18 protein-coding genes and 1 riboswitch are annotated in these 20,523 nt (G+C 40.8%); of the genes, 13 read left to right on the forward strand and 5 right to left on the reverse strand.

Features of this window, described 5'->3' with window-relative positions; translation table 11 throughout:
* Positions 1 to 20: 20 nt before the first annotated feature.
* The 6 genes from WG905_RS05410 (at position 21) to rplT (ending at position 4,857) form a co-directional block, all read left to right on the forward strand.
* A complete protein-coding gene (locus WG905_RS05410) occupies positions 21 to 758 on the forward strand; it encodes a (Fe-S)-binding protein (protein WP_339590690.1) in 738 nt (245 codons plus the stop codon).
* Positions 759 to 766: 8 nt separating this feature from the next.
* Complete coding sequence (locus WG905_RS05415) at positions 767 to 1,615, forward strand: hypothetical protein (protein WP_339590691.1); 849 nt, start codon at positions 767 to 769, stop codon at positions 1,613 to 1,615.
* Positions 1,616 to 1,701: 86 nt separating this feature from the next.
* Positions 1,702 to 3,627 (forward strand): threonine--tRNA ligase, encoded by a 1,926-nt coding sequence (gene thrS / locus WG905_RS05420; RefSeq protein WP_339590692.1) that lies wholly within the window; start codon positions 1,702 to 1,704, stop codon positions 3,625 to 3,627.
* A 13-nt stretch (positions 3,628 to 3,640) separates the two neighbouring features.
* On the forward strand, positions 3,641 to 4,210 hold the full coding sequence (gene infC, locus WG905_RS05425) for a translation initiation factor IF-3 (RefSeq protein WP_339590693.1): 570 nt from the start codon (positions 3,641 to 3,643) through the stop codon (positions 4,208 to 4,210).
* 26 nt (positions 4,211 to 4,236) lie between these two features.
* Complete coding sequence (gene rpmI / locus WG905_RS05430; RefSeq protein WP_037439533.1) at positions 4,237 to 4,437, forward strand: 50S ribosomal protein L35; 201 nt, start codon at positions 4,237 to 4,239, stop codon at positions 4,435 to 4,437.
* A gap of 75 nt (positions 4,438 to 4,512) precedes the next feature.
* Positions 4,513 to 4,857 (forward strand): 50S ribosomal protein L20, encoded by a 345-nt coding sequence (rplT, locus tag WG905_RS05435; protein ID WP_108555434.1) that lies wholly within the window; start codon positions 4,513 to 4,515, stop codon positions 4,855 to 4,857.
* A 117-nt stretch (positions 4,858 to 4,974) separates the two neighbouring features.
* Here the strand turns inward: rplT and WG905_RS05440 are convergent, their stop codons facing one another.
* Complete coding sequence (locus WG905_RS05440) at positions 4,975 to 5,751, reverse strand: XRE family transcriptional regulator (protein WP_339590694.1); 777 nt, start codon at positions 5,749 to 5,751, stop codon at positions 4,975 to 4,977.
* Positions 5,752 to 5,885: 134 nt separating this feature from the next.
* Between WG905_RS05440 and WG905_RS05445 the strand changes: the two genes are divergently transcribed.
* Positions 5,886 to 6,236 (forward strand): GIY-YIG nuclease family protein, encoded by a 351-nt coding sequence (locus WG905_RS05445; RefSeq protein ID WP_339590695.1) that lies wholly within the window; start codon positions 5,886 to 5,888, stop codon positions 6,234 to 6,236.
* Positions 6,237 to 6,261: 25 nt separating this feature from the next.
* Here WG905_RS05445 and WG905_RS05450 read toward each other — a convergent pair whose 3' ends face one another.
* Together WG905_RS05450 and WG905_RS05455 are read right to left on the reverse strand one after the other, a co-directional pair.
* Positions 6,262 to 9,339, reverse strand: coding sequence for a peptidase MA family metallohydrolase (locus WG905_RS05450; RefSeq protein WP_339590696.1), 3,078 nt, complete (start codon positions 9,337 to 9,339; stop codon positions 6,262 to 6,264).
* Between the two features lie 103 nt (positions 9,340 to 9,442).
* A complete protein-coding gene (locus WG905_RS05455; protein ID WP_339590697.1) occupies positions 9,443 to 11,890 on the reverse strand; it encodes a penicillin-binding protein 1A in 2,448 nt (815 codons plus the stop codon).
* 219 nt (positions 11,891 to 12,109) lie between these two features.
* Between WG905_RS05455 and WG905_RS05460 the strand changes: the two genes are divergently transcribed.
* Positions 12,110 to 12,988, forward strand: a complete 879-nt coding sequence (locus WG905_RS05460) for a polyphosphate kinase 2 family protein (protein WP_339590698.1) — start codon at positions 12,110 to 12,112, stop codon at positions 12,986 to 12,988.
* On the opposite strand, the gene WG905_RS05465 is transcribed toward WG905_RS05460, so the two are convergent.
* Positions 12,985 to 14,145, reverse strand: a complete 1,161-nt coding sequence (locus WG905_RS05465) for a serine hydrolase (RefSeq protein WP_339590699.1) — start codon at positions 14,143 to 14,145, stop codon at positions 12,985 to 12,987. The genes WG905_RS05460 and WG905_RS05465 overlap by 4 nt on opposite strands.
* Positions 14,146 to 14,254: 109 nt before the next feature.
* Positions 14,255 to 14,449: riboswitch (cobalamin riboswitch) on the forward strand.
* A gap of 103 nt (positions 14,450 to 14,552) precedes the next feature.
* Between WG905_RS05465 and WG905_RS05470 the strand changes: the two genes are divergently transcribed.
* A complete protein-coding gene (locus WG905_RS05470; protein WP_339590700.1) occupies positions 14,553 to 16,424 on the forward strand; it encodes a TonB-dependent receptor plug domain-containing protein in 1,872 nt (623 codons plus the stop codon).
* 36 nt (positions 16,425 to 16,460) lie between these two features.
* Positions 16,461 to 17,048, forward strand: coding sequence for a DUF6580 family putative transport protein (locus WG905_RS05475; protein WP_339590701.1), 588 nt, complete (start codon positions 16,461 to 16,463; stop codon positions 17,046 to 17,048).
* A gap of 10 nt (positions 17,049 to 17,058) precedes the next feature.
* On the opposite strand, the gene WG905_RS05480 is transcribed toward WG905_RS05475, so the two are convergent.
* Positions 17,059 to 17,352, reverse strand: coding sequence for a hypothetical protein (locus tag WG905_RS05480; RefSeq protein WP_339590702.1), 294 nt, complete (start codon positions 17,350 to 17,352; stop codon positions 17,059 to 17,061).
* A 134-nt stretch (positions 17,353 to 17,486) separates the two neighbouring features.
* On the opposite strand from WG905_RS05480, the gene WG905_RS05485 reads away from it, so the two are divergent.
* The 3 genes from WG905_RS05485 to WG905_RS05495 are packed head-to-tail and all read left to right on the forward strand — an operon-like array spanning position 17,487 to position 20,506.
* Positions 17,487 to 19,721, forward strand: coding sequence for a heavy metal translocating P-type ATPase (locus WG905_RS05485; protein WP_339590703.1), 2,235 nt, complete (start codon positions 17,487 to 17,489; stop codon positions 19,719 to 19,721).
* Positions 19,722 to 19,731: 10 nt separating this feature from the next.
* Complete coding sequence (locus WG905_RS05490; protein WP_339590704.1) at positions 19,732 to 19,938, forward strand: heavy-metal-associated domain-containing protein; 207 nt, start codon at positions 19,732 to 19,734, stop codon at positions 19,936 to 19,938.
* A gap of 1 nt (position 19,939) precedes the next feature.
* Positions 19,940 to 20,506 (forward strand): helix-turn-helix domain-containing protein, encoded by a 567-nt coding sequence (locus WG905_RS05495; protein WP_339590705.1) that lies wholly within the window; start codon positions 19,940 to 19,942, stop codon positions 20,504 to 20,506.
* Positions 20,507 to 20,523: the final 17 nt, after the last annotated feature.

The raw sequence follows: 20,523 nt of genomic DNA on the forward strand, positions 1-20,523 counted from the left end.
TTGTTAAGAAATAGCTCAACATGAAGATAGAATTATTTGTTCCCTGTTTTATAGATCAGCTTTACCCGGAAACTGCTTTCAATACCATTAAAATATTGGAAAAAGCCGGATGTGAGGTGAGTTATAATCCTAATCAGACTTGCTGCGGGCAGCCTGCCTATAACGCTGGTTATTGGGAGGAGGCTAAAGTTACAGGTAACAAATTCCTGAATGATTTTTCTGAAAATAAATATATTGTAGCGCCTTCGGCTTCTTGTGTTGGTATGGTTAAAAGTGGGTTTAATGACTTGTTTACCAATACAATAGTTCATAATAAGTGCAGAAATATACAGACCAATATATTTGAGCTTTCTGATTTTCTGGTTAATGTGTTGAAGAAAGATTATTTTGGTGCAGAGTTGGATGGCAGGGCAGTCTACCATGATTCTTGCAGCGGTTTGCGGGAATGCAAAATTAAGGACGAACCTCGCTTGTTATTGTCTAAAGTTCATGGCCTGGAAATGGTGGAAATGAAAGATACAGACATGTGCTGCGGTTTTGGCGGGACTTTTGCCGTTAAGTTTGATTCCATATCTTCTGCAATGGCAGAACAGAAAGTGAATAACGCCCTGGAACAGGATGCGGATTATATTATATCTACTGACCTGAGTTGTTTATTGCATCTGCAGGGGTATATTGATAAGAATAACATCCCTTTAAAAACCATGCATCTTGCTGATGTTTTGGCTAACGGCTGGCTGGAAAGTACCGAATATTAAATTAATATATGAAACCAATTATTTTAGCCATCGCTGGCCTTTTTGCATTTTCTTTAAACCTGCAGGCGCAGGAAAACAAGTCTGGCGCTATTCAGTTTGTTACCAGTATTGATCCTGCAGCCATGGCCGAAGCCAGTGGGAGAACCTTAACACCTCAAATGCAGGCCAGGATGCAAAGTATGAAAACGCCGCATGAGCTATTGTTCAATGCTACCCACGCCAGCTATATGAAAGTGGAGGAGGTAGAAGACAGTAACAATGAAGGGGGCAGTGGCGGTACTTTCCGTATGGGTGGCTTCGGCGGCAGCAACCGTGATTATTATTACAGCTTTGCGGATAAAAAACTGACCGCGGTGTTTGACTTCCGTGATACTACTTATTTTCTGGATACCAAATTAGGAACAGCTGATCTTCCAGTGGCCATGGGAAACCGGCCTGCGATGACTGCACCTGTGGTAGCGTACATTAAATCTGACGAAACCAGGAAAATTATGGGCTTAAATTGTCACAAAGTGACGGTCAAAACAACCATGAAGCGTAAGGTTCAGGAGGAATTGAAAGAAGTTGTTACGGAAACTGTGGTTTGGTATACAAAAGACCTGGGTTTTGACTTCTCTCCAAATCCGGCATTATGGACTGAAGGCGCTGTGCTGGCGATCGAAGGTAAAGGGCATAACACCATGGCTAACAGCATAGAATATAGAAAGGTGAGTGCCAGGGATGTGACCTTACCTAAAAAAGGTACAGTGATTACTCAAGAGGCTTTGCAGACTAAAATGGAGTCGATGATGAGAAACAGGAGGGGCACTCAAGGTAACCAGTCCGGAAATACGATCAGAAATATTGTCATAAATTAGGATTTTAACGTAACTTCGCATTCTAAATCACATTGTAGGTGATTATAATTTTTATAAATATTAAACTTAATAAATCATAGTTGTAGATGATTAATATTACACTTCCTGACGGTTCTGTTCGTCAGTATGAAAAGGGCACAACTGCCCACCAGATCGCTTTATCCATTTCTGAGGGTCTTGCACGTAACGTATTAGCTGCTGAAGTCAATGGTGAGGTTTGGGATTCTTCCAGGCCTATTATTAAAGATGCTGAAGTAAAATTGTTAACCTGGAATGATACGGCTGGTAAAGCTACATTCTGGCATTCTTCTGCCCACATTATGGCTGAAGCGCTGGAAGAATTGTATCCTGGAACCAAATTTGGCATCGGACCGGCTATTGAAACGGGCTTTTATTATGACGTAGACTTCGGTGAAATCGAATTTTCTTCGGATGATTTTAAGCTGATCGAGAATAAAATGATTGAAATCGCCAAGCAAAAACAGGTTTTTGTAAGGGAGAGTATTTCTAAGGCTGAAGCTTTGGATTATTTTACTTCAAAAGGCGATGAATATAAACTGGACCTGATTGATGGTTTGGAGGACGGTAAAATTACTTTTTATACCCAGGGTAAGTTTACTGACCTTTGTCGTGGTCCGCATATTCCTAACACAGGTTTTGTGAAGGCTGTAAAATTAATGAACGTTGCTGGTGCATATTGGCGCGGTGATGAAACTAAAAAACAGCTGACCCGTATCTATGGTGTTACTTTCCCTAAGGCCAGTGAACTGACTGAATACCTTCATATCCTTGAAGAGGCTAAGAAAAGAGATCACCGTAAATTGGGAAAGGAACTTGAATTGTTCATGTTCTCAGAAAAAGTTGGTGCTGGTTTGCCTTTGTGGTTACCGAAAGGTGCTGCTTTGCGTGAACGCCTGGTGCAGTTTTTAACCCGTGCACAAAGTAAATCTGGTTATGAGCAGGTGGTGACACCGCACATCGGTCATAAGAATTTATACGTTACTTCCGGCCACTATGAGAAATATGGCAAGGATGCTTTTCAACCTATAAAAACACCGCAGGAAGGGGAGGAGTTTTTCCTTAAGCCCATGAACTGTCCTCACCACTGTGAAATTTACAAGGTGAAACCGCGTTCTTATAAAGATCTTCCTTTGCGTTTTGCTGAATTTGGTACTGTGTACCGTTATGAGCAAAGTGGTGAGTTACATGGGTTAACCCGTGTGCGTGGCTTTACGCAGGATGATGCGCATTTGTTTTGCCGCCCCGATCAGGTGAAAGAAGAGTTTAAAAAAGTAATTGACCTGGTTTTATATGTGTTTAAGTCCTTGGGTTTTGAAAGTTATACCGCTCAGGTGTCACTTAGAGATCCGGAAAACAAAACTAAATACATCGGCTCGGACGAAAACTGGGAACTTGCAGAAGCAGCGATCATTGAGGCTGCCGACGAAAAAGGCCTGAATACGGTTGTGGAATATGGAGAGGCCGCATTTTACGGTCCGAAACTGGATTTCATGGTGAGAGATGCGATTGGCAGAAAATGGCAGTTGGGAACGATACAGGTGGATTACAATTTGCCAGAGCGTTTTGAACTGGAATATACCGGTAGCGATAACCTTAAACACCGCCCGGTAATGATACACCGTGCACCTTTCGGTTCATTGGAGCGTTTTATTGCTGTGCTGATTGAACACTGTGCCGGAAACTTCCCCTTATGGCTATCTCCGGAACAATTTATTATTCTTCCTATCTCAGAAAAATATGAAGAATATGCGAAAAAAGTTTCAGATGAACTAAATAATTCCGATATTCGCGGTTTAATAGATTTTCGGGATGAAAAAATCGGAAGGAAAATCAGAGACGCTGAAGTAAAAAAGATCCCTTACATGCTGGTTATCGGTGAAAAGGAAATGACTGAAGGCAAAGTTTCCGTAAGAAAGCATGGAGACGGCGATTTAGGTGAGATGACTTTACAAGAATTCAGCGAACTATTAATTAAAGAAATTACAATTTAAATAAGATATAAATTTGGCATTAGGCAGACCAGGATTTAATAGGGGACCACGTCCTCCTTTTAAGAAAAAAGAAGCAGAACATAATATTAATCAGTTTATCAAGGCTCAGGAAGTGAGATTAGCTGGAGATAATGTTGAACCAGGGATCTATCCTTTGGCAAAAGCTTTGGCAATGGCCGACGAGTTGGAATTGGATCTGGTAGAAATTTCTCCAAATGCAAATCCTCCAGTATGCAGGATTATTGATTACAGCAAGTTTGTTTACGAGCAAAAGAAAAAGCAGAAAGAAATTAAAGCTAACGCGAAACAAACAGTCATTAAAGAAATCCGTTTTGGACCGAATACCAATGATCACGATTTTCAGTTTAAACTAAAACATGCGGTTAGTTTTCTGGAGAACGGTGAAAAGGTGCGGGCTTACGTTCACTTTAAAGGCCGGGCTATTGTTTACAAGGAACAAGGAGAGATTCTGTTACTTAAATTTGCTCAGGCGCTTGAAGATATAGGTAAAGTTGAGTTATTGCCTAAGTTGGAAGGTAAACGGATGTTTTTAACACTTGCTCCTAAAGTGCAGAAAAAATAAATAAATTACATAAATAAACACAGGTTATGCCAAAAATGAAAACCAATTCCAGTGCTAAAAAGCGTTTTTCGCTTACTGGAACCGGTAAAATCGCAAGGAAGAACGCATACAAAAGCCACATCTTAACCAAGATGTCTACAAAACGTAAGCGTAACTTAGGTCACACTAGCATGGTGTCATCAGCAGATATGGGCAACGTTAAACGTATGCTTGCAATCGGTAAATAATTTAATTTTTAACCAGGTACCCGGTAGTAAGTTTGCTGAAATACGCAACACCGCTTATCAAAACACAACAACACTATGCCACGTTCGGTAAACGCAGTAGCTTCGAGAAGAAGAAGGAAAAAAGTCCTAAATATGGCCAAAGGCTATTGGGGATCAAGAAGCAAGGTTTTCACCATTGCTAAAAATACGGTAGAAAAAGGTTTGCAATATGCTTACCGTGACCGTAAAGTTAAGAAAAGAGAATTTCGTGGATTATGGATTCAACGTATCAACGCTGGAGCTCGTCAACACGGTATTTCTTACTCTCAACTAATTGGTAAATTAGCCAGCAAAAATATCGGCTTAAACCGTAAAGTATTAGCTGATTTAGCTATGAACCATCCGGAAGCTTTCAAAGCTGTTATTGATACAGTAAAATAGATAGAATTCAAGGTTTACAAAAAAAGGGAGCATTTAGCTCCCTTTTTTTGTGTCTTCGATTTTATCTTGTGTCATTACCTCGGTTGTTATTTGCTAGTGTTGATGAGCTCATCAACACTAGCTCCTGTTGAGCTGTGACAATGATTTCTGCATTTGTGACATCATGGTCGATAAGGTTTCAATGGTTGGTTCAGGGGTAGGGTCTGGCAGGCTGGAGCTGAAATAAGCTTTCGCTTTCCAGATTTCCAAAATGTCTTCTGCAGCAATCTGGTAAGGATCATATACTTTGTTGTCTGAAATAAGTTTTAATTCCTTATTTTCTTTGAAACGGTTACCTGCCCTTTTATAAACTACGCCTTCGTTCCTGCTGATGATCACATAGGTTTCGCCGGTTTTAACCTCATTCCAGTTGTCAAGGTATTCTCCGATAATGATGCTTCCGGGTTGAATAGGCAGCATAGAATCTCCTGTGATTTCAAAGGCCCTGAAAGTTCCCTGCTTCAGGCTTGGCAGCGGTAATTGGAATTTAGGCAATTCCCTGATGTATTCCGGATCTGAAAAACCATTTAAATAACCTGCGCTTGCCTTTACAGGAACGAGCTCAATGTTTTCATTATCGTCCTTATCTACTGAAATACTTAATACCCGGAGGTTCGTTCCCTGGCTCTTAAGTTTCGGTTTCCATTTATCATTGATCTCTTCATTAATGAATTCATCCATGCTAAATTCATAGAAGTCTGCTATTTTCTTTAGTAATTCGTATTTAGGTTCGGCACGGTCTTCTTCATATGCACCGACCAAAGATCTTTTAATGCCAATAGCATCAGCGAATTGCTGCTGGGTAAGGCTCTTTTTCTTCCTTAGGTATTTAAGGTTTGCTGAAATATTTGACATAAAATAAATTTAATATATATTTTGTTTTTACTAATATTGTTAGTATCATTGTACCAATAAAGTTAGTAATATTTATTCGTTGTACAAATATATATACTAACTAATTTAGTTTAAAACATTTTAAGATAAAAGCTATGAAAAAATTTGTATACATCTTAACCGACAGGAACCGAACCAGCCTGCATGTAGGCATGAGTGCTGATCTGATGAAAACTTTGGATTTCTATAAGCAGATGCCTAGCTTATTTTTTGATAGTGGCCAGCAGCTTTCGCGGCTGGTATATTTTGAAGAGTTTAATACGGAAACCCAGGCCCTGAGCCGCTTCAAAACATTGAGCCGTTTCACCAGAATGCAAAAAGAACGCCTGGTGCGTTCTTGTAACCCTGATTGGGTGGATTTAACCATTGGTCTGGACTTTGAACATATCGTTTTCAGCAAAACAATCAATACACAGGTTTCCATGCCTCTAGGCAGGGTGTCTTAGCGTTGAAATAATCCCGGGGTTAAGATTACCATCCTGGGGCAAAGGTTAAGCCGAATACGCCCGCTTTAACATCACTACGTTGAAATGGAAATGCATAATATGGTTCCAGTACAAAATAGCCGAACATATTTATCCTGAGGGAGATACCTGCACTTAAAGCAGGTACTCTTTCCAAAGGAGTACCGTTTGGTAATAACTCTCCGCTTGGCTGACTTTTAAAAACTATCTTTGAATCTTCATTCCAGGCCAGGCCTGCATCGAAGAAGAGGTTAAGGTCTGAAAAGAGAAATTTGGAAGGGATCTGCGCCAGTCTTTTTGGTCCTGTAAACGGTAAACGTACCTCGAAATTAAACACTGCTATTTTACTTCCTGAAAGTTGGTTGATATCAAAATTTCCTGCGCCCCCCTGGTTGTTATAAAGGGAGTTGGCTTCATAACCCCTGATAAAGTACGGATAGCCAATAAATAAAGGATAAAGGTTTTCTCCTTCTTCCCCAATTCGCATATAAGTCAGTGCCCTCACGGCAAGCGTGATCGGTTTTAACCGTACATATCTTCGTCCATCAAGGTTAACCGTAGTGAAATTATAATCGCCAAAATTTTGCTCAGCACCAACTCTGTACCTGAAGCCTTGCAGTGGTGAGGTTAATCCAGTAATGGTATTTTCACCAACAAAGGCACCATTTAAATTAAAGATCTGGAAGGAATCAAATGATACACCGAATTCCCGTGCAGCTTCTTCATTGGAGACTTTCTTTTTATCAGAGCCCAGGTAGAAACCAGGGAAACCATTCACGTTTTCGTAGTAATTGCTGATCCTGTCGATACGGTAGCTGTACCTTGAATAGGAGGTGCCGAGGTCGAAACGATGTGATTTATTGAAAGGGTGTGATGCAAACAGTTGTACTTGGTTTTCGAAGGTCCGGATCAGGTTGGTCCTGTCGGTAATCACTTCAAGCGGTTCATCGGATCCCTCTACAGGTAAACTTTCGGCTACAATGTCTCTGAATCCGGTAAGATAGGGGATATGAGAAATACCAACACCCCAATTCACCCGGCGTTCCTGGTTGATGTAACCAACCATACCACCGAAGTCGTATACCTCTCCGTTTATCGCCAGGTTGGCAACGATCTGGTTCCTGCCCAGGATATCACTGAACATCCCCACAACGCCACCCATCACGCCCGTACCAAATGTGCTGGTGGATACCCCGACGCCGCTATTGGCAAGGTAATCTAATTTGAATTTAGGCCGGTAGGCAATATTGTTTAGCGAATCAAGAGGAGTTTTTGCAAAGCTTCTGAAATTGTTGATGTTCGGATTGACAATATTAACGGCTACGTTTTCAACTGGGGGTAAAATGGCTGCATCAAAATTAACGTCCTGTGCATCGACTGGTACGGCTTTGAAGTTTTCACGGGCTGCATTGTATAAAGTATAGCGTTGGGATCTGTAATAGCTGTAAACGATCTCATCGTTTCTTGATACCGTGATTGCAGGAGAGAACTCTGTGATCCCACTGATACCGGTAAAGTAGTCAGTCAGCTGGTTCAATGCACCACTGCTCAGGTTATATTCATACATATTCCTGAAACCATCCCGGTTAGACAGGAAAAAGATCCTTTGGCTGTCGCCAGAAAATAAAGCATTCAGGTTGTTGGCTCCCGGAAAGATCGGGAGGTTGGTTAAGCTTTTACTTTCAAAATCGTAAATGGTTAAATTAATAGGATTAACCGCTTGTGTGTTTTGGCTGTCGATCGAAACCCGGTCAGAAGAAAAGATTAGTTTTTTACCGTCAGGCGCATAGCTTGGTGCGTAATCAGAATAAGCGTCGTCAGTAATCTGACTAATTTTTTTTGTTTTGAAGTTGTAAGAGAAAATGTCACTCTGGCCTTCTACCATGCCCGAAAAAGCGATATCATTACCGTCGGGCGACCAGGTCAGGTTACCAAATTGCTCCACATCTCCCATTCCTGTTTGCAGCAGGACATTCCTTTTTTCTATGTCGATTACCATTAACTGGTTCCGGCCCTTGCTGAAAACGACGAAGGCAAACTTCTTACTGTCAGGCGACCAGGCTCCTGCGGATTCCAGGAAACTGAAGTCATCAATATGGGAACTGGTGACCTGGCTGCTGAGTTTTTTAAGAATTTTACCTGTCTTCGCATCCGCCAGGAAGAGATCTATCCCAAACAAGTCTTTTTCGGACATAAATGCCAGGTATTCTCCATTCGGACTTATCGCAGGGGCAACGTTCATATTACCGGCATTTTTATTGTCGATAATTTTTGTTCCGGTGATCCTTACCTGTGCACTGTCGGCTTTTAACATAGGCCGGTAATGGCTTTCTATAGCGTTTTTCCAAAGGCCGGATAAAGCTTTATCATCATAACCTAAGGTATATTTCAACCCGTTTTCATAACCAAACTTCGCGGTGTTTTTAAGTAAGGGTACAATGGTGGTATCGCCGTAAACGGAGCCGATGAAAGTCCAGAAAGCCTGCCCATAACGATAAGGGAAATACCTATTGGAACTGGTCAGGTCTTTTAAAGAGGGGATATCCCTGTTCAACAGGGCATCCCGCATCCACATGGAGGTGAAAGCATCTTTCTTGCCAATGGAAAGGTATTCTGCCATACCTTCGATCATCCATAGGGGTACCTGGCTCACGTTCTCCAGTGTTAATGAATCTGTTTCCAAAAGACTGTGGTATTGGAAAGCATGCACAAGCTCATGTCCTAGCACGTGTCTGGTCTGGCTGTTTAATTCCATCACCGGCATGATCACCCGGTTTTTTAAGGCTTCGGTGACACCCCCGGTTCCTACGCCAATATCACCTTGTAAGGCCGTTGTTTGTTGAAAATCTGGATGGTTGCTGTAAAGAATAATAGGATTTTTTTTCTCAAAAGTATCCCTGAAAATTTCCTGGTGCATTTTATACCAAGTTTCGGCATCCTGGGCAAACCTTTGTACCAGGTCTTTATTTTTTAAATAATAGTAAATTTCAAAGTTCGGCGTTTGCAGCACTTCAAACTTCACATTTTTATACCTTACCTTATTCTGACCGAAATATTGCGCCTGAACAGCAAGGTTAGAAATCATTATGAATATTAAGCCTAAGATTAACCGTATAAAATTCATAGTCTATTGTGTTAGGAATCAGCGTTTTGTAAAAGTATTTTTATCGTTGAATTGTTTTGTCTTCTTAGTTTTTTTCTCTTTCTTTTTCCAGTCTCCGTTGTTCTCTTCGTAATTCTCTTTCTTCTTTCCTGCTCAACGGTGTAGCTGGTGCAGGCTTGGCCGCTTGTGGGGTTGCCGGTTGTTTTTTAGGTTCCGTTGGTTGTACTTCTAAGGTTTGTCCTTGTGTTTCCGGTGTTTCATTTAAAAACGGGTCACCCATATCCAATGAGTCTGTTTGTATGGTGTCGGTTGCAGTTGTATCCGGCACATAACGAGGCGTAGGACAGTTATACTTTACATTTATTTTTACTGTAGCCTTTGGAAATGGTCCATAGGTATAACCGCTGGTTGGATCCTGATAAACCTTCTCCATAAATTTAGCAAAAATGGGCAGGGCTGTTTTGCCACCTTCACCTGTTGCACTGTTTTTAAAGTGTGCCGTGCGCTCATCACATCCCACCCAGACTCCGGTAACCAAATCTTTGGTGACGCCCATGTACCAGCCGTCTACATAAGCGGAGGAAGTACCGGTTTTACCACCTATCTGATTGTTCTTCTTCCAGAGGTCCCATTCCCATAAGGCCTGAGATGTACCACCTGGTTCATCCATTCCACCTCTGAGCATGTAAAGCATTAGCCAGCTGATTTCTTCTGTAAGTACGCGCTTTTGTTTCGCCTTAAATTCTGCGATTAATTTACCATCAAGATCGGTAATTTTTTCAACTAAAATAGGCTCAGTTTTCATTCCATTATTTAAGAAAGTTCCATAAGCTTTTACCATTTCATAAACGGTAACATCATTGGATCCAAGGCTTACAGAGGGTACTGAGGCAAGGTGACTGTCGATCCCACATTCATGTGCCCACTTCACTACGTTATCCCAGCCCACCTTTTCTGTTACCTGTGCAGTAATCGTATTCACAGATCTCCCCATTGCTGCCCGCAGAGACATATCCTGGTAGGTATTGCTGTAGCTTGCATTTTTTGGTTCCCAGGTTTCTGTCTTTCCTTTTTCCTGGTAGGTGATGCGCACAGGTTTGTCTGTGAAGGTGTCGCAGGGGCTCATTCCGCTTTCCAAAGCAGCTAGATAAGCAAAGGGCTTAAAGGTTGATCCCGCCTGCCTTTTACTTTGGTTTACATGGTCATATTTAAAAAATTCATGGTCAATTCCGCCAACCCATACTTTGATCTTTCCTTCAAAGGGATCAAGTGTCATCATCCCGGCATTCAGGATTTTACCATAATAGCGGATTGAATCCATGGTCGAGAATAACGTATCCCGGTCACCTTTCCAGGTGAATATTTTCATTTTTTTCTTCTTATCGAAATAGGCATCAACGGAATCAGGATCATTTTGGTGCTTTTTGACCAGCATGGAATAGATAGGAAGATTTTTCTTTGCCCGGTTAGGGTAGTCTACTTTGTTGTTTTCAGAATCATACCAGGGATCTTCATTACCCCAGATACTATAAAACCGACGCTGCAACGTTTTCATTTGCTCGGCAACGGCTTCTTCCGCATGTTTCTGGAGCTTGGAATCAATGGTTGTATAAATTTTTAATCCATCTTCATATAAATCGTATCCATTATCAGTACACCATTTTTCAAGGTATTTGTCGACAGCCGCCCTTAAGTAAGAGTCACCATTGCTGCTGTCATCTACCTGGCCTTCTTTCAGCATGATGGGTGCTTTTTTATAGCGCTGGAGGTCTGCGTTATTGATATATTCGTATTTATTCATCTGGGAGAGCGCTACATTTCTGCGTTCTATTGCTCTTTCAGGATTCCTGACCGGGTTATAAGTAGATGTACCTTTTAACATCCCTACCAGCAATGCTGATTCGGGTATGTTTAATTCATTGGCTTCCTTGTCAAAGTACACCCTTGCGGCAGTTTTAATGCCGTAGGCGTTGTTGCCAAATGATACGGTATTGAGGTACATGGTAATGATATCCTTCTTTGAGTAATTGGCTTCCAGTTTTACCGCCGTCATCCATTCCTTAAATTTGGTCATGATGGTACGTACGACAGGGACATGTTTAAAGGCGCCCTGTGCCTTGTTGTACCTGGTGCGGTACAAGTTCTTTGCCAGCTGCTGTGTGATGGTACTGGCGCCACGTTTATCACCTGTTGCTGTAGCTATGCCACTGGAAACAAGTGAGATGAAATCGATGCCACTATGCTTGAAAAAACGCGCATCTTCTGTTGCAACCAATGCATTGATCACATTTGGTGCGATTTCTTCAAAATTAACCGGTGTCCTGTTTTCTTTAAAATAACGGCCAATCAACACACTGTCGGCTGTATAAAGTTCAGACCCTACACGCTGGGTAGGCTCTTTAATGTCTTGATAGGAAGGGGAATACCCAAATAACCACAAGAAATTTAATTGCAGGGCACAAAAGAAAATTAATATACAAAAAATAAATATGGAAAAATAGCGAATATACTTGTTGCGAATTTCTTTAAACATGGATAAAGATCAAAAAATTGTAAAACAGTTTAAGTTAAAAAATGTTAAAACTTGCAGTACAAATAAACGTAATTTAATTTACTAATATTTTGTGATTATTGAAATAGGAGCGGCTTTATGGGATATAATAATTCTTGTATGGAATATGATATATGAAATCACCACTAGATTCAATATAAGCAGATGATAGCTTCATTACCATTGAAAACAATATAACGAATGAAAAAAGAGATTGAACAATATCTAGCAGCACCTGGGAATAAATTTTCCCTCAAGGATTATGGAACAAGTTATGAAGGGAAACAGGAGAAAGATGATGGTGAACAGGAGCTGGAGGAAGTTAAAAGCCGACTGAGTGTGTTTCAGGAGACCATGTATGCAGCAGATTCACATGCTATATTAATTATTTTCCAGGCAATGGATGCTGCCGGGAAAGACAGTGCCATTGAACATGTGATGTCTGGTTTAAATCCACAGGGCTGTGAGGTTCATAGTTTTAAAACGCCTAATTCCCTTGAATATGCACATGATTTTTTATGGCGACACTACCTTGCATTGCCTGAAAAAGGGAAGATAGGGGTGCATAATAGGTCCCATTATGAGAATGTGCTGGTATGTAAAGTCCATCCTGAATATATCCTTGCGGAAAATATTCCGGGAATTGATGAAGTTAAAGATATTGATAAAAAATTCTGGGAGAAACGTTACGAGAGCATCCGGAATTTTGAAGCTCACCTGACTGCAAACGGCATAACCATCATCAAGTTTTTTCTTCATGTATCAAAAGATGAGCAAAAGAAACGTTTCCTGGACAGGATCAATGATCCTAAAAAGAACTGGAAGTTCTCTGAAGGCGATTTAAAAGAAAGGAAGCTATGGGATGATTACATGGATGCTTATGAAACTGCGATCCAGGAGACTTCCACTAAGGATGCCCCCTGGTATGTTATACCTGCAGATCAGAAATGGCATGCGCGTTTAACCATCAGTAAAATCATGGAAGCGACTTTTGAAAACCTTGGTCTCCGCTTTCCGGAACTGGCCCCTGATGAACTGGAAAGGCTTGATGACATTCAAAAAAGGTTGGTCAAGGATTAATTTTTCTTGCTTTCCAATTCATGTTGATAGAGTATTCTTCCCAGGTTTTTCATAAAGGGATAACAAATGGTTTCATATTCATATTTACCGTCGTTATAAATCCCGTCTTCATTGGATTGCACTACGGCTGTTAAAAAGAACTCTACCTGGTTTTTCGAATCTTTGAAATAAGCGTTGTCGATGATGAAACCATAAGAGTCTCCATATTTGTTGAACATTTGAAGGTCTGGATTAATGGCGGCATCTTTTTCCCTGCCATAAAAAAGCATTTTGGAATAGGCCGGCCAAAATTCCTGAGGGTCATATTTTGGATAATCACTTTCTGTAGGTAATTTACTCATGTAGGTGTAAATCAACTGGTAATCTTCGTGATGAAGATTAAATCGCTCGTTTTTAGGGAAAGCTTCCGGCAGCATTAATTTTTTCATTAAAGCCTGCTGGTCGCTGATGGGAAATGCGTTCTTATTTTCAAGGCTAAAGGGTTTGCTGACCAGGTTTTCGCTGCTGTCGATGTAAGCTTTGCCCATGATCGTGTTACGGAGTTCCAGTGGATATTCTTTAGGATCGTATTGTTCCTTCTGGGAATAAATCAGTTTGTCGCCATTATAAAACCTGATGGGGTTGGTATGTTTTGATGGTTCTCCTGCATCGCCAATAGCCAATCGGTTTAGGATCCTGCTTTGGTGCAATCCGTATTTCTTTAATTTTTCGTTGATTTCAGCCCTGCCAATAAATTCAAACAACCTGTTAAAGGCATCATTATCGCTGGTTAACAGGATTTTTTTAATATAATGTTCGATGGAAGGCAGGCCATTTTGGGCAGTAGAATCCTTGCTGACTTTCGTTTGTCCGGTGAAAACGCTGTCTGTGATCATGGTGCTTTTTGCGCTCAGTCCCTTGATTTTTAACTCATTGATTTTTTCCAGGGCAAAAATAACTGCCGCAAGTTTTACCGTACTTGCGGGATAAAAGTAATGTTGATCATCAAGATTATAGCTGTACGATTTGAAAACGGGCTTTTTGTTTTTATTCCGGATCACCTGGGTGTACAATACCTGTACCTGTTTTTTTTGAGGATGATTAAGGACGGTGGAAAATTGTTCTGGTTGGGAACGCATTAACTTTTCAAGGAAGGAAGTATCTATTTTTTGTGCCATGGTTGGAATACTAAGCATGCAAAAGAGGAATATAGCTGTTTTAAGCATATGTTGAGATTTGAAAGACATTAATTAGCTGAATTGTTAGCCCTAAATATAGGAAATTTGATACATTTGCAATGCTTTTGGTTCCTTATAGGTAATATATATGGATTAAAAGGGAATACGGTGTAAATCCGTAACTGTCCCGCAGCTGTAAGCTTCAAAATGGTATTCCAATCACCGCCACTGTTTAAATCATTTAAATGGGAAGGCAGGAATACCTGAAGTAAGTCAGAAGACCTGCCATTTGCTTTATTATTTCATAGCTTTCGGGGATTGAAGCTAGGAATCAGACCATTTTTGGTGTGTCTTTCCTATTTCTACCTGTTTGTTGTGGCGAGAATTGACATATAACACGCAGATAAATGAACAAAAACAATTACTTTTTCCTTGCCGCTGCACTGGCAATTACGCCGATGGCTTTCATGAACCCTTTGTATGCCCAGGAAGAAGTTAAACTCGAAGAGGTGGTAATTTCTACAACCAAGAATGAGCAGAAACAAAGTCAGACGGGTAAGGTAGTGACCATTATTGGGCCTGAAATTCTGGAACGCAGTCATGGTAAAAACCTGACCGACTTGCTGAATGAGCAGGCAGGTATTGTGGTAAGTGGCGCTACTGGGAACCTGGGGCTGAACAAAAGTATTTTCATCAGGGGTGCATCAGGTGCCTATGCAGTGGTACTGATTGATGGAATTGTGGTGAGCAGCCCTTTAGGAAACGGTTCTGCTTTTGACCTTAGGATGTTTTCAATTGATCAAATTGATCATATAGAAATCCTAAAAGGTGGACAGTCAACTATTTATGGTTCTGATGCTGTGTCTGGTGTAATCAATATCATCACTAAAAAAGGAGCTAAAGGCGGTAACAGTGTTTACGGAGTGGGTAGCATCGGCAGCTACGAAACGTATAAGGGCACGGTTGGGATCAGCAGTCGTGTGGATAATTTCTCTTACAATGTGGCTTATACACAGGCTAAAACTGATGGTATTTCTGAAGCAGCAAGGCCAGGGGATGTATCATCACCCTTTGAAAAAGATGGTCACAAAACCGGTGCTGTGAATGCTAACTTTTCCTTACAGGCTGATAAAAATTTAAGCATCAATCCATTTTTGCGTTACTTTTATGGTCACTATGATTTTGATGCCAATGCCTATGAAGATCATCTGGAAAATAATTATAAGCTGAAATATTTCAATGGGGGGGTGAATACCAAATACGATTTTGGCTCGGGGAAAATAACTTTCAACTATAGTTATGAAAATGCACAGACCAATTCCCAAAGTCAATATGGTAAAAGTATTTCTGAAGGTAAAATGCAAATGGTAGACTTGTTCTATAACCAGAAAGTTGGTGACCATTTAAATGTGCTTGTGGGCATGGATAACCGCATCAATACTTTCAAGTTAAATGCTGAAATGCCTCCCCGAGCGAATTTATTCAGTACTTATGGCTCTTTATTTCTGCATGACATCAGTATTTTTAATCTTGAAGTTGGCGGACGGTACAATAAACACCAGGAATATGGAGAGAATTTTACGTATAACATTACACCTTCGATCATCGTTACTAAAGGGGTAAAGGTTTACGGTACGATATCTACAGCGTTTAAAGCGCCAACTTTAGAAAATCTATTTGGTGAATTTGGTGCAAACCTGGACCTGCAACCCGAAGAGTCTAAAAATTATGAAGCAGGGGTAGATTTCAAGTTTGCTGAAGATAAGCTTAACTTAAGGCTGGCCGGTTATAAACGTGACCTCAGTAATGCCATTGTTTACGGTAATACCAGTTTTATTAACCTTGCAAATCAAAAGGTTAAGGGTTTTGAAGTGGAGCCTTCCTTTAATATCGGGAAGTTCAATGCCAAGGGTTATTATGCTTATGTAGAAGGTTCGGAGTTCAATTACATTACCAATGAGGTAGCTGATTACCTGGTGCGGAAAGCAAACCATGTCTTTGGCTTGAATGCGGGAGTACAACTATCGAAAGATCTGTATGCAAGCTCTAGCTTTAAATATAACGGAAAGCGGAAGGACGGCGATTTTGTAAGTTACCAGATTGTAGATTTGCCAGCTTACAAATTGCTTGATTTTTATGCAGAGTATGCACTTATAGGTAAACGTGTCAAAGTATTTGCTGATTTGAAAAACGTATTAAATGAAAAATATACAGAGTTTTATGGCTACAACAGTATGGGCTTTAATATGAATGCAGGTATAAGTTTTAATATTCGATAAAGAATTGATATTTTTACACTTTAAATCCTCAATAACATGTCATTGAAAAAAATAAATTTACGTAATTCCCTTCTGATTCTTGTGATTGTTGCTGCAGCAGCCACACGTTTTATGAATCTAGGCACTTTCAGCTCCTGGACAAATTTTACGCCGCTGGGTGCAATGGCCTTATTTGGCGGAGCTTATTTCTCTGATAAATTGAAGGCGTTTGCTGTGCCCTTAATTACCTTATTCGTGAGCGACCTGATTTTGAACTTTATGTATTACCAGAAGTTTGTTTTGTTTTATGAAGGTGCATTCTGGGTGTATTTAAGCTTTGTATTGATGGTTTTTGTGGGAACTTTCCTGAAAAAAGTAAATGTGCTGAATGTATGCCTTGCTTCAATAGCAGCGGTATTTGTTCACTGGATCGTATCTGATATCGGTGTAGTGCTTTATGCAGCTTCTATTTACCCTAAAACTTTTGGCGGCTACTTGACGGCATTAATTGCTGCAATTCCCTTTGAACGTAACCTGTTGGTCAGTAATTTGGTTTACGGCTTGTTTATGTTTGGTATTTTTGAGTTTGCCAAGACCAAAGTACCGGAATTGGGTTTCAAGAAAAATCAATTACAACATTCATAGAATTTTGAAATTACCCTTTCGTATCCAGCGTAAGGGTAATTTCATTACCTATTTCATCTACCGTCTCGTCATTAAGGACTACCTCCAGCCGCTCGCCGGTTAAATCTGGTTCATACAAAGGCAGATCTCCCGCTACCACCTCTTCAGGGGGAACAACTTCCCAGCCGTCGGTATCATTCATGTAACGAATGGCACCAACTATCCCTCCGTAATAAATAACTTTATAATATTTTTCTTTTGTGGGCAGGATGGTTAATGTGACTTCATTATCACCATACCCTACCTTAATGTTAAATGGTTCCATATGTCCATAAACTGCAATATTTGCCAAATTGTTTCACCCATGCTTTCGTAAATCCAAATTATGGAAGATTATAACAGAATGATATAAATAGGGAGTACCCAAAAGAGGGTATCTTTGTCATAGAAACTTAAGCAATGAATGATATAGAAGCATTAGAAAAGATCTCCCTGCCTGTACTGGGTATGACTTGTGCCGGGTGTGCAGCAAGTGTGCAATCAATGATTGCCGCTCAGACTGGTGTAAATGCTGCTGAAGTTAATTATGCTACACAAAGCGTGAATGTCACCTATCAGCCTTCATTGATCAAACCGGAAGCATTTCAGGAAGCTCTTCAGGGTATAGGCTATGACTTAATCCTGAATCAGGAAAAAGGCAAGAAGCAACAGGAAGAAGTGCAATCTGCCCAATACCTTATTTTAAAGAAACGTACCATCTCGGCCGCCATTTTAACTTTACCTATTGTAGTGATCGGTATGTTCTTTATGGAAATGCCTTATGGCAATAGCATCATGTTGGTGTTAACTACTCCTGTGTTATTTTTATTTGGCCGTAACTTTTTTATCAATGCCTGGAAACAAGCCCGGCATGGCCGTGCAAATATGGATACGCTTGTGGCTTTAAGTACGGGAATAGCTTATCTATTCAGTGTTTTCAATACTTTTTACCCTGAGTTCTGGCATTCCAGAGGCTTGCATCCACATGTTTATTTTGAAGCGGCAGCTGTAGTCATTGTATTTATCATGCTGGGGAAATTACTAGAAGAAAATGCCAAGTCAAATACTTCCTCGGCCATCAAGAAATTAATCGGTTTACAACCTAAAACTGTTCATTTGATGACCGCCAACGGTGCCATTGATATTGAGGCGGCTGCAGTTGAAATAGGAAATGTGTTGCTGGTTCGTCCGGGAGAGAAAATTGCCGTAGACGGCGCAGTGGTGAGCGGAATTTCCTATGTGGATGAGAGTATGATCAGCGGTGAGCCTGTTGCCGTGCTGAAAGAAGAAGGAACTAAGGTTTTTGCCGGAACGATCAATCAAAAAGGGAGCTTCCAGTTCAGGGCTGATAAAGTTGGCAATGATACCATGCTAGCGCAAATCATTAAACTGGTACAGGAGGCGCAGGGTTCGAAAGCGCCCGTGCAAAAACTTGTAGATAAAGTAGCCGGTATTTTTGTACCCATTGTAATGGTTATTGCCCTTCTTACGCTTGTGGTATGGCTGATCTTTGGTGTGAACAATGGTTTTTCACATGGCCTGATGGCGATGGTTACTGTTTTAGTAATTGCCTGTCCTTGTGCACTCGGACTGGCAACGCCGACTGCCATTATGGTGGGAATAGGTAAAGGGGCTGAAAGCGGGATTTTGATTAAAGATGCAGAAGCATTAGAAACAGGATATAAGGTAAATGCAGTGATCCTTGACAAAACAGGTACACTGACTGAAGGAAAACCGGTGCTTGATGAGCTACATTGGGCTGCTGCGTGTAAAAGCGATCGGGAAATCCTGGAGCAGGTGCTTTTTACTTTAGAGAAGCATTCTGAACATCCATTGGCAGAAGCTGTGGTGCACTACTTCAACGATTTGTCAGTTGCAGCAATTGAACTGTCTGACTTTGAAAGTCTGACTGGAAGAGGGGTAAAAGGAGTAGTCAGCGGAAAGACTTATTATGTGGGAAGTCACCGTATGTTAACTGAATTAAATATTCAAATACCTGATGATTTAGGGCTAGAGCTTAAGCAATTAGAAGGGAAGGCGCATACCGTTATTTACTTTGCCGGAAGCCAGGAAGTTTTTGCAGTCATGACCATTGCCGATAAAATTAAGGATGGATCAAAAAAGGCCGTAGAAGCATTACAGGCACAAGGAATATCGGTTTATATGTTGACCGGAGACAACCAGCATACGGCAGCGGCAGTAGCTTTGCAGACAGGAATTACGCATTTTAAGGCTGAAGTTCTGCCTGCTGACAAAGCGGATTTCGTAAAGGAATTACAGGCTCAGGGGAAGGTGGTCGCTATGGTGGGCGACGGTATCAATGACAGCCAGGCATTAGCACAGGCAGATTTGTCGGTGGCCATGGGCAAAGGTTCTGATATTGCCATTGATGTAGCAAAAATTACGTTGATCTCTTCAGATTTGCTGCAGGTGCCAAAGGCGCTGCGTTTATCTGCACTAACCGTTAAAACCATTCGCCAGAATTTATTCTGGGCCTTCATATATAACATTATAGGCATCCCACTCGCTGCCGGTGTATTGTTCCCTGTGAACGGGTTCCTTTTAAATCCGATGATTGCAGGGGCTGCAATGGCTTTAAGTTCAGTATCTGTAGTGAGTAACAGCTTAAGATTAAAATTCGCAAAATTGATTTAAATTTATAATTATGGAAACTTTAAAATTCAAAACTAATATCAAATGTGGGGGCTGTATTGCTACAGTAACTCCTTTTTTAAATGAACAAAAAGAGATCAGCACCTGGGCGGTAGATACCGATACGCCTGAAAAAATCTTGACAGTTGAAGGTGATGTAAGCCCTGAAACCGTGATGAATACGCTGGGAAAAGCTGGTTTTAAAGCAGAGAAAATCTGACATGAAGTTACATGTTAAAAATATGGTTTGCGACAGGTGCATCCTGATTGTTCGTCAGCAGCTTGAAAATTTAAATTTTCAGGTTGATGACATCACTTTGGGCCATGTGGAGATTCATCCGGAACCTGATGAAAAGCAGTTACAACACATTTCTGCAGCATTCAATGTTTTGGGTTTCGAGCTGATCGATAATGAAAAAGACAAACTTGTGGGCCAGGTAAAAACCCGGGTAATCGAGTTGGTGCATTATTCGGACTTAAATGAAATCAAGCAAAGTTTAATGACCATTATTGCGGCTGACCTCAACAAGGAATATACTTACCTCAGTCGTTTGTTTTCTGATGCGGAGGGCATTACCATTGAGAAGTACATCATTCAGCAAAAAATAGAAAAGGTCAAAGAACTGCTGCAGTATGGAGAACTGAACATGAATGAAATTGCTTTTAAAATGGGTTACAGCAGCAGTGCTCATTTATCTACCCAATTTAAATCGGTAACCGGTTTATCTCCAACACAATATAAGGCAAGTGAAGAAAGTGGCAGGAAGCCCCTTGACCAGGTAAAATGAAATAATTAGCATTCCGG

The sequence above is a fragment of the Pedobacter immunditicola genome, assembly GCF_037482985.1.
GTDB classification, from domain to species: Bacteria; Bacteroidota; Bacteroidia; order Sphingobacteriales; family Sphingobacteriaceae; genus Pedobacter; species Pedobacter immunditicola.

Excerpts from the sequence above, each read along its gene's own strand:
- thrS (WP_339590692.1), top strand. The coding sequence starts at position 1,702 with ATGATTAATATTACACTTCCTGACGGTTCTGTTCGTCAGTATGAAAAG.
- WG905_RS05455 (WP_339590697.1), bottom strand. The coding sequence starts at position 11,890 with ATGTTTAAAGAAATTCGCAACAAGTATATTCGCTATTTTTCCATATTT.
- WG905_RS05480 (WP_339590702.1), bottom strand. The coding sequence starts at position 17,352 with ATGGAACCATTTAACATTAAGGTAGGGTATGGTGATAATGAAGTCACA.
- WG905_RS05415 (WP_339590691.1), top strand. The coding sequence starts at position 767 with ATGAAACCAATTATTTTAGCCATCGCTGGCCTTTTTGCATTTTCTTTA.
- WG905_RS05460 (WP_339590698.1), top strand. The coding sequence starts at position 12,110 with ATGAAAAAAGAGATTGAACAATATCTAGCAGCACCTGGGAATAAATTT.
- WG905_RS05465 (WP_339590699.1), bottom strand. The coding sequence starts at position 14,145 with ATGGCACAAAAAATAGATACTTCCTTCCTTGAAAAGTTAATGCGTTCC.
- WG905_RS05495 (WP_339590705.1), top strand. The coding sequence starts at position 19,940 with ATGAAGTTACATGTTAAAAATATGGTTTGCGACAGGTGCATCCTGATT.
- WG905_RS05410 (WP_339590690.1), top strand. The coding sequence starts at position 21 with ATGAAGATAGAATTATTTGTTCCCTGTTTTATAGATCAGCTTTACCCG.
- rpmI (WP_037439533.1), top strand. The coding sequence starts at position 4,237 with ATGCCAAAAATGAAAACCAATTCCAGTGCTAAAAAGCGTTTTTCGCTT.
- WG905_RS05470 (WP_339590700.1), top strand. The coding sequence starts at position 14,553 with ATGAACAAAAACAATTACTTTTTCCTTGCCGCTGCACTGGCAATTACG.
- WG905_RS05440 (WP_339590694.1), bottom strand. The coding sequence starts at position 5,751 with ATGTCAAATATTTCAGCAAACCTTAAATACCTAAGGAAGAAAAAGAGC.
- WG905_RS05445 (WP_339590695.1), top strand. The coding sequence starts at position 5,886 with ATGAAAAAATTTGTATACATCTTAACCGACAGGAACCGAACCAGCCTG.
- WG905_RS05490 (WP_339590704.1), top strand. The coding sequence starts at position 19,732 with ATGGAAACTTTAAAATTCAAAACTAATATCAAATGTGGGGGCTGTATT.
- rplT (WP_108555434.1), top strand. The coding sequence starts at position 4,513 with ATGCCACGTTCGGTAAACGCAGTAGCTTCGAGAAGAAGAAGGAAAAAA.
- WG905_RS05450 (WP_339590696.1), bottom strand. The coding sequence starts at position 9,339 with ATGATTTCTAACCTTGCTGTTCAGGCGCAATATTTCGGTCAGAATAAG.
- WG905_RS05475 (WP_339590701.1), top strand. The coding sequence starts at position 16,461 with ATGTCATTGAAAAAAATAAATTTACGTAATTCCCTTCTGATTCTTGTG.
- WG905_RS05485 (WP_339590703.1), top strand. The coding sequence starts at position 17,487 with ATGAATGATATAGAAGCATTAGAAAAGATCTCCCTGCCTGTACTGGGT.